Source organism: Pseudomonas sp. GM24 (genome assembly GCF_000282235.1).
GTDB lineage: Bacteria > Pseudomonadota > Gammaproteobacteria > Pseudomonadales > Pseudomonadaceae > Aquipseudomonas.
Genome location: NZ_AKJR01000229.1, coordinates 1 through 13,497 on the forward strand (window position 1 = coordinate 1; position 13,497 = coordinate 13,497).

The window sequence follows — 13,497 nt, forward strand, 5'->3', positions numbered from 1 at the left end:
CAAGGTTTCTGCGAATTCCTGCGATATCCAGTAAACTGCCGCACGTTTTTCTTCAAGTAGTGTTTTCCCATGCAAATTGCTCTGGCACCCATGGAGGGGTTGGTCGACGACATTCTCCGCGACGTGCTGACCCGCGTTGGCGGCATCGACTGGTGCGTGACCGAATTCATTCGCGTCAACGACCAGTTGCTCACTCCAGCCTACTTTCACAAGTTCGGCCCTGAGCTGCTCAATGGCGCGCGTACCGCATCCGGCGTGCCATTGCGCGTGCAATTGCTCGGCTCCGATCCTGTATGCCTGGCGGAAAACGCTGCACTGGCCTGCGAACTCGGCTCCGAAGTGATCGACCTCAACTTCGGCTGCCCGGCCAAGACTGTGAACAAATCCCGGGGCGGCGCCGTGCTGCTCAAAGAGCCGGAATTGCTTAACCAGATCGTCGAGCACGTGCGCCGCGCCGTACCCGCGCACATTCCCGTGACCGCGAAAATGCGCCTGGGCTTCGACAGCCCCGACGGTTCGCTGGTCTGCGCCACGGCATTGGCTGAGGGCGGCGCCGAGCACATTGTGGTTCACGCCCGTACGAAAATGGACGGCTACAAACCGCCCGCACATTGGGAGTGGATTCCACGCGTACAAGACGTGGTCAAAGTCCCGGTGTTCGCCAACGGCGATATCTGGAGCGTCGAGGACTGGCGTCGTTGCCGCGAAATCAGTGGCGTGGAAGACATCATGCTCGGCCGCGGACTGGTGTCGCGTCCGGATCTGGCCAGGCAAATCGCTGCCGCCCGCGCTGGCGAAGAAGTGGTCGAGATGACCTGGGCCGAGCTGATGCCGCTGATCCAGGACTTCTGGCTGCAAGCCAAAGCGCAGATGACTGCACGTCAGTCGCCGGGCCGTTTGAAGCAATGGCTGGCCATGCTGACGCGCAATTATCCCGAGGCCACTGAACTGTTTACCGTGCTGCGTCGTGAAACTGAGCCGGATCATGTCTCGCGTTTACTCGGTCTGCCGGTTGCCGAAGCGGCCTGAAAAAAATCTGCAAATAATCTCTTGAAATCATTTCAGTGGTCCCTATTTAAGGGTTACGCGATGCCGAATTCGGGTCGCGGAGTCAAAAAACCTTGCTGATTGTTTTCAGGAGATTTGAACCATGAGTACTGCATTTTCCCTCGCACCACTGTTCCGTTCCTCGGTGGGTTTCGACCGTTTCAACGACCTGTTCGAAACCGCTCTGCGCAACGAGCCGGGCAGCAGCTATCCACCTTACAACGTGGAAAAACACGGTGATGACCAGTACCGTATCGTCGTTGCGGCGGCCGGTTTCCAGGAAGAAGACCTGGAACTGCAAGTCGAAAAAGGTGTGCTGACCATCAGTGGCGGCAAGCGTGATGCCAATGAAGGCGTGACCTTCCTGCATCAGGGCATTGCCCAGCGTGCTTTCAAGCTGTCCTTCCGCCTGGCCGATCACATCGAGATCAAGGCTGCGGATCTGAGCAATGGTCTGCTGAGCATCGACCTGTTGCGCGTGATCCCGGAAGAGGCGAAAGCCAAACGCATCCCGATCAACGGGACGCAGAAGCCGGCGTTGCAGCACTGAGTCACGTGCCGCAACACAATCGTCTGAACGGACGATGAGCCGCTGAATGAAGGCCCCGCTACGTCGGGGCCTTTTTTGTGGGCGAAAGAAAACCGTTGTTCGACTTTGCCGCTGGCGGCGGTTTCTCTACAATCCGCGGCAGTTTTGCCGACCCCCATTCCTCACCGGTCGGCCTGGAGCCTTTTTTCATGGACGATATTCAACAGCGCTGGCTGTGCGCTTTGTCTGCGCCAATGGCGGCGATCAATACCGGCGCCAGCTACGACGACCCGGCCTTCTGCAACGATCGCTACATCGACCTGAAAGACAGCTGGGGTATCGACGACCGTGGGCAATTGTTCGACATGCTCGAACGGATGACCGACGACGGCCATGCCAAGCACCTCAGCGCGGCCTATTTGGCTTGGCAGCGTTGTCTGCCAAGTGAATGGCAGGCCTTGCTTGAAGATCTCACTCCCCGCGAACGCATCCTGCATGAGTTTGCCAGTCGCACGTTCGGCAGTTGTGGGCCGGGCGGGATTTTGTCCTGGGACTATGGCCGCATGGGCTTTCTCTTGCGTTGCGCGGTGCGCAATCAGTGGATCGATCTGGACGAAAGCAACTGGCTGCACAGTCGTTTGGCCCTCAGAGCGCAATTTCACTACGGCAGCTGGATGGCTTACTTCGATGGCTTTGTGGTGGGCCGGACGTTTTGGTCGTGCCTGAGCGCCAGCGACGATGAGCTTGCGCGTGAGCTGGATCGACAAGGCGCCAACGCCCTTAACGTGCGGATTGCCCGCGGTCTTGCCGAGAACATCCCTCAGTTCCTTGCTGATTTGCCGTGGCACATGGAAATTGATTTGCCGCCGCGCCCGGCATCGCTCAAGGAGTTCGACTGGTCATGAGTTGCTGGATCCGCTTGGGCATCGAGCCTACTAACGACGAAAACCTGATTCGCAACGCCTACCGCGCACGTTTGCCGGCGCATCACCCGGAGACCGATCCGCAAGGGTTTCAGGCGCTGCGCATGGCCTACGAAAACGCCCTGCGTCTGGCGCGTGAAGATGAGGAAGAAGAGCCCGAGGACGAGTACGAGTCCCAAGCCTCAGAACAGACTGTCGTTGAGGTCCCTCCAGTATTCGGGGAGTTCTGCGAGCTGCTGGATGATCCCGCGCGCCGGTTCAATTTCGCCGCGTGGCAGGTGTTTGTCCGGGGGCTGGATGAGCTGTCACTGGACGTACTCGATGAACTCAGTTGGGGGCTTTACCACCGGCTGGCCGACGCCGGCCCGTTGTCGTACCGTTGCGCGAATCTGTTGGCCAAACGTATGGCCTGGGATCAGCAGTTGCTGGATCTTGCGTTCGACGACGCCCATCAGGTCGAATCCTTTCTACAGCGAATCGCAACGCCTGACCCGTTCGACACGGATCTGATGGGAACTTGGTCAGAGGCTGCACAGACCGAATCGCTGTGGTACGCCCGTAGCCTCGATTTCATCTTCACCCAGCGCCCACTCCATGAGTTCGCCGACTTCGCCAGTCAGCACACCTGTCTGCCGTTGCCGAATGATGCCGCGTTCCTCAAGCGCCTGTTGGTGCAGTTCACTCAGGCAGGTATTGGCGGGCCGACGTTTTTGCAGTGCTGTATCGAACAGCAGCTTGCCGCACCGGATGATGTCGACTGGCTTTACCTGTTGGCGTGCCAGAACAGTCTGCTGGGGCGAGACGATCAGGCATTGCCGTGCTGGATCCGGCTGTGGAACGAGCATCGCCATCCGATGGCGGAAAGTCGTCTGCTGGAGCTGTGTGCCAAGCGACAGCCGACTTTTCTGCCTCTGCTGATTCAGGCATTCGATCGCCTGCAGGGTATTTCGGACTGGCCAAAGGATCTTGGCGATGATGGCCAGGAGTATGGCTGTCCGTCACAACACCCCGAGACGCTGAACCGTTGGCTGGGTGTCGGACGGTTGAAGCTTGAGAGCCTTGCGCAAAGCTTTGTCGATTGGCGCATGAGCGGTGATGAACTGCCATTGCTCGCGCAATTGCTCGGCGAAAATGCCGACAGCCGATTGCTGCATCTGTACCGCCACGCCTGGGCGTTGCATCGGGGTGATTCGGCGTTGTTGCAGCAGATTGTGGATGCACCGCTGCCGATCGATGCCCTCGAAAGCTTGGTGATGAGCGGATTCAAATATCAGGCCGCGCAACATCTGCGTTGGCTGGGCGGGGCACCGATTGCGCTGGCCATGAGCGCGTTCAGCGACGCGAATTCGGTTTCGCAGGCATTGCCGCAGGTACTGACGGAGGGCGAGCCGCACAAGGTCTGTCGTTTGTGGTTGCGTCGCTTGCGGCCTTACAGCGACGCTGCGCTGGAACGACTGGCAGACGCGTTCACGCTGGCCGCGGTCAAAGATGATTGCGACTTGTCCGAACTCGACTTGATTCTCCAGTTGAATCGCCGCGGGATCCCGTTGCCGCCGGTCGGGCTGGGTGAAGCCACTTGGGAGTGGCACGCGCAGACCCTGTTTTTGCTGGCATTGCTGGAACAACCCGAACGCTGGCTGCAGATGATTGACGCGCAGTGCGTGGAGCGCCTGCCTTTCAATCCGGCCCATCCGTTGAGTCGTCTGCAACCGTTGTTGCGGCGCTTGCTGCGCGAGCAAGGCAGTTGCGATGGTTTGCTCGGATGGCTGCAAGGCAATGACCCGGTGCACGGTTTGTTGGTGCAACAATTGTTCAGCGTGCAGCAGGCACTCGACAGCGTGCGGTTGCCGGCCAATAGCCTGCTTTACACCTGTCTCGAAAGTGATCGTGCTGCCTGCGGCGACGATTTGCTGGGTTTGATGATGTTCTGGGGCGTGCTCTATCACGATCCGAGCCTGAGTGCCGAGCAGCATCGCGCATTGTTGCAATCGATCGCGGCGATCAGTTGTGAAGACGATTGGTTCGAAGGCTTCCGCGACGGTTTGATCAAAGGCGAACCGGTGTGGCCGCCGCGCAAAGTGCTGACCGATTTTGGTGTCGACAAACTGCTGGCGTATGAAGCGCTGGATGCGCTCAAGGGCTTGATTCGCTATGGCGCTGCCGGGGTGCCGAAAACGCGCGTCCTGCGCCAACTGCAACAGGGCAAGGACGATGTGCAGAACAGCATCGGGCTGCGCCTGGCCTTGTGCGCATTATTGTCCTGGTCGGAACGATTGCTGCTGGCGAAAAGCGATGTTCAGCCGGTACCGGCGACAGCGATCTGGCGTCTGGGATCGCGGTTGGGGCGTAAGGCTTTTATCGCTCAGGTCTTGGCCTGCGTGGTGATTGCGCCGGTGGCAGGGCTGATCAGTGGCACTACGGGCGCAGGCATTCTTATCCTGCTATTGGCCGTGCTGCTGGTGTTCGGCGCCATTCTGCGTCGATTGCACGACATGGGCCGGGGCATTCCGACGTTGCTGATCTTCATGGCGCTGACACCGGTTCTGCCATTCCTGCCTTTGGTGCTGTTCGGCTTTCCCGGTGACAAGTTGCCCAACCGCTATGGTGTGCCGCCGGACAGCGGTGATTCCGAAATGCTGTCCGGCGGCTTGCAGGCTGCCTTGCGGCGGCTCAACGGTTAGAGACGCAGTTGATCCAGCGCCTTGTTCAGCTCTGAGCGATGGCTGGCAATCTCCGAGGGTTGCTGGCCGGCGAGCACGGTAGTGAAGTTGTGCAGCCATTCGGCAATGTGCTCGCGTTGCGTGCCGAGGCTTTGCATCCATGCTCGCTCCAGACGGGCGAGCAACGTGCGGTTGGGCAGCGCGTCGCGTGGATGGACTTTCAGGGTCGACAGCCGGTTGTGGCTGTCTCGGCGTGCTTGCTCATCCAGACCCGTGGGGCTGCGGTCGATGCTGTGACTGTGACGCTCGCCGGTTTCGAGCAGGGTGACGTCGACTTCGAGCAGACCGTTGATGTCATAACTGAAGCGCACGTCCAGTTCCTGGATGTGTTCAGTGGGCGTCAACGTGACATCGAAAGCATCAATCAGAATGTTGTCGCAAACCCACGGCCGCTCACCCTGATAGACGGCGATGCGCAGCAGCGATTGCTTGGGCTGGGTGGTGTAATAACGCTCCACCCTTGACGTCGGAATGATGGTGTTACGTTCGATGATGGGCGAGAAGGCACCTTTGATGTCTTCTCCACGCATGGTCGCAATCCCCAGCGTATACGGGCAGACATCCGTCAGAATCAACTCTTCAACCGCCCCGTCACGCGCCTTGCACGCCGCTTGCGTCGCCGCCCCCAGCGCAACAATCGTGTCCGGATCAAGATGCCGGTACGGCAGGCGTCCGAACAGCGTGGCGACCATTTGCTGCACCGCCGGCATGCGCGTGGCGCCGCCGACCAGCACCAGACTGTCGAGGTCACGGGGCTTGAGGCGAGCGTCGCGCAGGGCTTGTTCGATCGGCGCGCGCAAACGCGCCAGCAACGGTTCCCAGATCTTTACTGCGGCGGCTTCGTCCAATGACCATTCGAAGGTCTTGTCGGCGTGGCGCCAGCTCAGGTGTTGAGTGCCTTCGCCGAGTTTGCATTTGAGCTGCTCAAGGGCATCACCGAGGCTGGCCATGCTTTGCGCATCGACCATGGCCGGGGTCAGTTGCCAGTGTTTCAGGCAGGCCTGCAACAGGGCGGCGGTGAAGTCTTCGCCGCCGAGAAAGTTGTCGCCCGTGGAGGCGTGCACTTCGATCAGTGGCAACGCGTATTCCAGCACCGTGACGTCGAAAGTACCGCCGCCCAGATCGAAGATCAGCGTGCGTTCGAATTTCTGTTCATGCAGCCCGTAAGCCATCGCCGCAGCGGTCGGCTCGTTGATCAGGCGTGTCACCGAGAGCCCGGCCAGTTCGGCGGCAAACAGCGTGCGTTTGCGTTGCTCGTCACTGAAATACGCCGGCACGGAAATTACCGCTTCCGACACCGGGTGGCCGAGAAAGGCTTCGGCGTCCTGCTTGAGCGAACCGAGGACCAGCGCCGACAATTCTTCCGGGCTGAACTGACGTGCACCGAGCTGGACGCGTTTATCGCTGCCCATAAAACGCTTGAACGCTGCAGCGCTGCGCTCCGGGTGCGTGGTCAGGCGGGCGCGGGCGGCTTTGCCGACCAGAATGGTGTCGTCTTCATCGAGGCTGACCACCGAGGGCGTCAGCACATCGCCCAGAGCGTTGGGAATCAGTCGGGCCTGACCGTCCTGCCAGACGGCGATCAGACTGTTGGTGGTGCCAAGGTCGATGCCCAGCAGAGCCGGGCGGAGGAGGGTTGCATCCTGCATGAAAGATCTCGAAACGGCGCAAAAAACGCGACCCTACAGGTTGCCGCAAACCGTGGCAATTGCGCGTCTGTTGCAACGTGCACCGGTTATGGCAGGAGCTTTTTCAGATCCTCCAGTGCAACCGGTCGACTGTGCAGATAACCCTGATACAAATGGCAGCCCAAGCCTTGCAGGAACGCCAGTTGTTCCGGGGTTTCCACGCCCTCGGCAATCACCTCCAGCTCCAGACTGCGCGCCATGGCGACGATCGCGCGGATAATCTCGGCATCGTTCGGATCGGTCGTCGCATCGCGGATAAACGACTGATCGATTTTCAGTGTGTCCACTGGTAGCCGCTTGAGGTAAGTCAGCGACGAATAACCGGTGCCGAAGTCATCCATGGCGAAGCTCACACCGAGTTTTTTCAGCCGGCGCATTTTGCTGATGGTGTCTTCCAGATTCTGGATGACGATGCCTTCGGTGATTTCCAGTTTCAGCAGCGAGCAGGGCAGGCCGTGGCTGCTCATGCTGTGTTCGATGCGCTCGACGAAGTCATTCTGACGGAACTGTCGTGGGCTGATGTTCACGCACAGGCTGAAACTCAGCGGGTCGACCCGTTTCTGCGCGATCAGTTGTTTGAAGGCATTGCAGGCCTCATCCAGAATCCAGGTGCCGACTTCGAGAATCAGGCCGCTGTCTTCCAGTACTTTGATGAACTCGGTGGGTGACTGCGCGCCCAGTTCCGGGTGATTCCAGCGCACCAGGGCTTCGGCGCCGATGATGCGGTTGTCGCGGGCATCGACCTGCGGCTGAAAGTGCACGTTGAATTCACCGCGCGACAGCGCCAGGCGCAGGTCGGTCTCCATGCGCAGCCGCTCGCTGGCGGCTTTCTGCATGGTGTTGTGATACATCTGCGTGGTGTTACGCCCGGAATCCTTGGCCCGGTACAGAGCAATGTCGGCGCGTTTGAGCAGATCGGTCGGCGTCGAGCCATGATCGGGAATCAGCGCCACGCCGATGCTCGGCGTCACTTGCAGGCGCTGGCCGTCGAGGAACATCGGTTCCGAGAGCAATTCGCGCAGGGTGTCGGCCAGATTGCGCACTTGCGTGCTGACTTCGTTGCGCGAGCCTTCGAGACCGCTGAGCAGCACGACAAATTCGTCGCCGCCGAGGCGTGCGACCGTGTCTTCCATGCGCACACTGGCTTCGAGCCGCGCGGTGATGATCTTCAGCACCGTGTCGCCGACCGGATGGCCGAGGGAGTCATTGATGTGCTTGAAGTGATCGAGATCGAGAAACAGCAACGCGCCGCGCAGGTTGTGACGCTTGAGCAGGGCGATCTGCTGGCTCAGGCGATCCATCAGCAAGGCGCGGTTGGGCAGGTTGGTCAGCGGGTCGTGATAGGCCAGATGGCGAATTTGCGCTTCGGCGTTTTTCAACAGGCTGACGTCGCGCGCGGTCAGCAGCAGGCACGCCGTTTCATTGAGGGTGATTGGCTCGACCGAGACTTCCACCGTCAGCATCTCCCCGCGCTTGTTGCGCCCGAGCATTTCCTGATGGTGCACGCGACCCTTGATCTGCAACTCTGCGAGTAATGCCGAGCGCTGTTTTTCCTCAGCCCAAATCCCGACCTGATAAACCGTTTTGCCCACGACTTCTTCAGCGCGATAGCCAGTGAGACGGCAAAAACCGTCGTTGACCTCCAGATAACGCCCGGTGTCGCGCTCGGTGATGGTGATCGCGTCGGGGCTGGAGTGAAAGGCCTTGGCGAATTTCTCTTCACTGGCTTTCAGCGCCGCTTCCGAACGCTGTTGTTGGGTGATGTCACGCAGGGTGGTGACGATGCACGGTTGATCGCCGACGCTGATCTGCCGGCTGGAAATCACGCAGGTCAGTGATTGGCCATCCTTGTGCTGAACGATGATTGCGACGTTGCTCAGGCCCTGTTCGCGAATCACTCGTTCGATGCGTTGCAGGCTTTTCGCCGAGGCGTCCCACAGGCCGATTTCTTCGGCGGTGTGGCCGATGACGTCGGCGGCGCTCCAGCCGAACGTCTGGGTAAAGCTGTTATTGATTTCGATGAACTCGCCACTGTCCTGGCGGGTGACGCAGATCGGGTCCGGGCTGACTTGGAACAGCGTGGCGAATTTCTCTTCCGAGGCCACCAGCCGCTGTTCGCGTTCGACCTGATCGGTGATGTCGAGCAGCGTGCCGGCCATGCGCAGCGGCGCGCCGTTGTCGTCGCGGTAGAGGCGGGCGCGGCTTTCCAGATAGCGCGAGCTGCCGTCCGGCAGTTGCACGCGATAGGTCAACTGATAATTGCCCGCCGGGCCTTCGCGCAGGCTGCGGTAGGCGTCGCGCATGCTGTCGCGTTCCTCACCGGGCACGCCTTCGAAAAACTCTTCGAACGACTCATGAAACGGTTTCGGCTCCAGACCGTGCAGTTGCGCGGCCCGCGCCGAGCCGTAGAGCATGCCGCTGGGAATGTGCCAGTCCCAAGTGCCGAGCTGCGCCGAGTCCAGCGCCAGATCGAGGCGTTCCTGGCTGTCCTTCAAGGCGTGTTCGGCGGCTTTGCGTTCGGTGGTGTCGAGGAAGGTGCTGAGCAGATAGGGCTGACCTTCGAGTTCGACCTTCTGTGCGCTGAGAATGCCGTCGTGAATCTGCCCGTTACTGGCGCGAAACTGCACCTCCATGCTGATCAATTCGCCCTTGGTGTTGGTCTTCTTGACCAGTTCGCCGCGTTGCTCCGGATGCACCCACAAACCCAGCTCCAGAGTGGTGCGGCCGATGGCGCTCTGCACCGGCCAGCCGAACAGGCTTTCGAAATACTGATTGGCTTCGCTGATCAGGCCGTCTTCCTGACGGGTCAGCAGGACCATGTTCGGGCACAGGTGAAAAAGTGTCGCGAAACGTTTCTCAGAACTGCTCAGAGCCTGTTCGCGTTGGCGCTGGTGGGTGATTTCACGAATCACCCCGATCATTCGGGGGCGGCCGTTTTTATCCGGCAGCAGGCTGCCGCTAATCTCCAGCCAGTGCAGGCTGCCATCAGGCCAGCGGATACGGTGGTGCATCGCTTGTTCCAGCGGCGCCCCGGCAATCACCGCGTGGAAGGCGCGAACGGTTTTCGCCCGGTCTTCCGGCGGCAGCAGGTCGAGGTATTCCAGATCTTCGGGCAGCGGTTGCCGAGGATCGAAGCCGAACAAGGCCTGGGTGCCACGCGACCAACTGATCTGCCCGCGCTCGATGTCCCAATACCAGGCGCCGAGCCGCGCGCCGTTGAGCGCCGCCAGCAATTGCGGCGCGCTTTCCCAGCTCTGCTCGGAATGACGCGGGTCAATCGCCTGAATACGCGGCATCGGCGGAATTCGGTCAACAGATTTCGGCATCGTGGACAGGCCTTGAGCTGATGGTGGCGTTAGGCACAGGGGCAGCGGCTCTATAGGAGTAGCACAAGTTGGCCTCAAGTCCCTGGCAGATCGATTTGTGCATCCAGTAAGGCCATAAAGGCCCGTGCCGCATTCGAGAGCGTCCGTTCAGTGTGCAGGATATAGCCTAGCTGGCGACTGAGCTGTATGCCCGGCAATACGATGCTTGCCACCTGCTCATCGAGCATGGTGCGCGGCAAAACGCTCCAGGCCAGGCCAATCGAGACCATCATCTTGATGGTTTCCAGATAGTTGGTGCTCATGGCGATATTCGGCGTCAGGCCTTGGGCCTCGAACAAGCGTTGGACAATGTGGTGGGTGAAGGTGTTGCCACCGGGGAAAACCGCCGGATGACCGGCAATGTCCGCCAGATTGACCGGGCCATTGCTGATCAGCGAATGCTCCGGGGCAACCACGAAATCCAGCGGGTCGTCCCACACGGGCGTGGCTTTGACCAGTGCGTGAGGTTCCGGCGCCAGGGTGATGACCGCCAGTTCGGCGCGGCCATGGAGAATTTCTTCGTAGGCCACTTCCGAATCAAGGAACTGAATATCCAGCGCAACCTGTGGGTAACGACGGGTGAATTCCCGCAATAGCGGCGGTAAACGGTGCAAACCGATGTGGTGACTGGTGGCCAGTGTCAGGCGCCCGCTGACTTCGCCGGTCAGATTGGTCAGCGCGCGGCGAGTGTCATCGAGCACGTTGAGAATCTGATAAGCCCGCGGCAGCAGGGCGCGGCCGGCCTCGGTCAGGCCGACTTCACGGCCCAGCCGATCAAACAACCGCACCTTCAATTGCTGCTCCAGCCCGGCGATGCGTTTGCTGATCGCCGGCTGTGTCAGGTGCAAGCGTTCGCCGGCGCCGGAGAAGCTGCCGGTCTCGGCAATCGCGATAAAAGCGTTGAGGTTGGCCAGATCCATGTTCGTATTCCAGTTGGTTATCCAAAGCATAAAAAATATGAATTTGAGTTATTTAATCTAACCCCATAGGATCGGCCTCACAAGCCAAAGGGTTATTGATAAGCCCAGGGCATAGAAACAAGCTGATGAGGAACCGTCTGATGGCCGGCAAAACGCTCTACGACAAGCTCTGGGATTCGCATTTGGTCAAGCAGCGCGACGATGGCTCGGCGCTGATCTACATCGATCGTCACATCATTCACGAAGTGACCTCGCCGCAAGCCTTCGAAGGCCTGCGTCTGGCCGGGCGCAAGCCTTGGCGCATCGATGCCAACATCGCGACCCCGGACCACAACGTACCGACGACCCCGGAGCGCAAGGGCGGCATCGCAGCCATTGCCGATCAGGTCTCGCGTTTGCAGGTTCAGACCCTCGATGACAACTGTGATGAATACGGCATCGTCGAGTTCAAGATGAACGACGTGCGCCAAGGCATCGTCCACGTCATCAGCCCGGAGCAGGGCGCGACCTTGCCGGGCATGACCGTGGTCTGCGGCGACTCGCACACCTCGACCCACGGCGCGTTCGGCGCTCTGGCCCACGGTATCGGCACTTCCGAGGTCGAGCATGTGCTCGCCACCCAGTGCCTGGTCGCGAAGAAAATGAAGAACATGCTGGTGCGCGTTGAAGGCCAATTGCCGTTCGGCGTGACCGCCAAGGACATCGTCCTCGCGGTGATCGGCAAGATCGGCACCGCCGGCGGTAACGGCCACGCGATCGAATTCGCTGGCAGCGCGATCCGCGACTTGTCCGTCGAAGGCCGCATGACCATCTGCAACATGTCCATCGAAGCCGGTGCCCGTGTTGGCCTGGTGGCAGCGGATCAGAAAACCGTCGACTACGTGAAGGGCCGTCCATTCGCACCGAAAGGTGAGCAGTGGGACATGGCCGTCGAAGCCTGGAAAGATCTGGTCTCCGACGCCGATGCCAAATTTGACACCGTGGTTGAACTCGACGCTGCGCAGATCAAGCCGCAAGTCAGCTGGGGCACGTCTCCGGAAATGGTTTTGGCCGTTGACCAAAACGTGCCGGACCCGGCCAAAGAAATGGATCTGGTCAAACGCGACTCGATCGTCCGCGCCTTGAAATACATGGGTTTGACTGCCAATCAGGCGATCACCGACATTCAGCTGGATCGCGTGTTTATCGGTTCCTGCACCAACTCGCGGATCGAAGACTTGCGCGCTGCGGCGGTAATCGCCAAGGGCCGCAAAGTCGCCTCGACCATCAAGCAAGCGATCGTGGTGCCGGGCTCGGGTCTGGTGAAGGCTCAGGCAGAAGCCGAAGGTCTCGACAAGATTTTCCTCGAAGCCGGTTTCGAATGGCGTGAGCCGGGGTGCTCGATGTGTCTGGCGATGAACCCGGACCGTTTGGAGTCCGGCGAACATTGCGCCTCGACCTCCAACCGTAACTTCGAAGGCCGTCAGGGCGCCGGTGGCCGTACCCACCTCGTCAGCCCGGCCATGGCGGCGGCGGCAGCGGTGAACGGTCGTTTCATCGACGTTCGTGAATTGATCTAAAGGAGCGCAGCATGAAAGCTTTTACCCAGCACACTGGTCTTGTCGCGCCTTTGGATCGTGCCAACGTCGACACCGACCAGATCATTCCGAAGCAGTTTTTGAAGTCGATCAAACGCACCGGTTTCGGCCCGAACCTGTTCGACGAGTGGCGTTACCTGGATGTCGGGCAACCGTATCAGGACAACTCCAAGCGCCCGTTGAACAAGGATTTCGTCCTCAACGCCGAGCGTTATCAGGGCGCCAGCGTATTGCTCGCCCGCGAGAACTTCGGTTGCGGCTCCAGCCGTGAGCACGCGCCATGGGCGCTGGAAGAATACGGTTTCCGCAGCATCATCGCGCCGAGCTACGCCGACATCTTCTTCAACAACAGCTTCAAGAACGGTTTGTTGCCGATCATCTTGAGCGACGCTGAAGTCGATGAGTTGTTCAAGCAGGTCGAGGCCGAGCCGGGTTATCAACTGCAGGTCGATCTGCAAGCGCAGACCGTGACCCGTCCGGATGGCAAGGTGTACAGCTTCGAGATCGACGCGTTCCGCAAGCACTGCCTGTTGAACGGTCTGGACGATATCGGTTTGACCTTGCAGGACGGCGATGCGATTGCGACGTTTGAGGCCAAGCATCGTGTGAGCCAGCCTTGGTTGTTCCGCGACGCATAATGATTCGAGATTGATGTAGTCAGGGCCGGCCCCTTCGCTGGCAAGCCAGCTCCCACAGGGATTTGCGTTGTTCACAAAACCTGTGGGAGC

Annotated in this window: 9 protein-coding genes; 6 read left to right on the forward strand and 3 right to left on the reverse strand. The window is 59.9% G+C overall.

Annotated features, from left to right (window positions below; all coding sequences use genetic code 11):
- Positions 1-69 precede the first annotated feature (69 nt).
- The 4 genes from PMI23_RS24610 (at position 70) to PMI23_RS24625 (ending at position 5,180) form a co-directional block, all read left to right on the forward strand.
- Complete coding sequence (locus PMI23_RS24610; protein ID WP_007913426.1) at positions 70-1,029, forward strand: tRNA dihydrouridine synthase; 960 nt, start codon at positions 70-72, stop codon at positions 1,027-1,029.
- Between the two features lie 121 nt (positions 1,030-1,150).
- On the forward strand, positions 1,151-1,597 hold the full coding sequence (locus PMI23_RS24615; protein WP_007913433.1) for an Hsp20 family protein: 447 nt from the start codon (positions 1,151-1,153) through the stop codon (positions 1,595-1,597).
- A 188-nt stretch (positions 1,598-1,785) separates the two neighbouring features.
- Complete coding sequence (locus PMI23_RS24620; protein ID WP_007913435.1) at positions 1,786-2,481, forward strand: DUF1266 domain-containing protein; 696 nt, start codon at positions 1,786-1,788, stop codon at positions 2,479-2,481.
- Positions 2,478-5,180 (forward strand): DUF805 domain-containing protein, encoded by a 2,703-nt coding sequence (locus tag PMI23_RS24625; protein WP_007913437.1) that lies wholly within the window; start codon positions 2,478-2,480, stop codon positions 5,178-5,180. The genes PMI23_RS24620 and PMI23_RS24625 overlap by 4 nt, the downstream gene beginning before the upstream one ends.
- Here the strand turns inward: PMI23_RS24625 and PMI23_RS24630 are convergent.
- The 3 genes from PMI23_RS24630 to PMI23_RS24640 form a co-directional block, all read right to left on the reverse strand.
- Positions 5,177-6,868: a molecular chaperone HscC gene (locus PMI23_RS24630; RefSeq protein ID WP_007913439.1), complete on the reverse strand. Its 1,692-nt coding sequence runs from the start codon at positions 6,866-6,868 to the stop codon at positions 5,177-5,179. The genes PMI23_RS24625 and PMI23_RS24630 overlap by 4 nt on opposite strands.
- Before the next feature lie 86 nt (positions 6,869-6,954).
- Positions 6,955-10,233, reverse strand: a complete 3,279-nt coding sequence (locus tag PMI23_RS24635) for a sensor domain-containing protein (protein WP_007913441.1) — start codon at positions 10,231-10,233, stop codon at positions 6,955-6,957.
- A gap of 74 nt (positions 10,234-10,307) precedes the next feature.
- Positions 10,308-11,192 (reverse strand): LysR family transcriptional regulator, encoded by an 885-nt coding sequence (locus PMI23_RS24640; RefSeq protein WP_007913442.1) that lies wholly within the window; start codon positions 11,190-11,192, stop codon positions 10,308-10,310.
- Positions 11,193-11,332: 140 nt separating this feature from the next.
- On the opposite strand from PMI23_RS24640, the gene leuC reads away from it, so the two are divergent.
- Both leuC and leuD read left to right on the forward strand, forming a co-directional pair.
- Positions 11,333-12,751, forward strand: a complete 1,419-nt coding sequence (gene leuC, locus PMI23_RS24645) for a 3-isopropylmalate dehydratase large subunit (protein WP_007913443.1) — start codon at positions 11,333-11,335, stop codon at positions 12,749-12,751.
- 11 nt (positions 12,752-12,762) lie between these two features.
- Complete coding sequence (leuD, locus tag PMI23_RS24650; protein WP_007913445.1) at positions 12,763-13,407, forward strand: 3-isopropylmalate dehydratase small subunit; 645 nt, start codon at positions 12,763-12,765, stop codon at positions 13,405-13,407.
- The last annotated feature ends 90 nt before the right edge of the window (positions 13,408-13,497 follow it).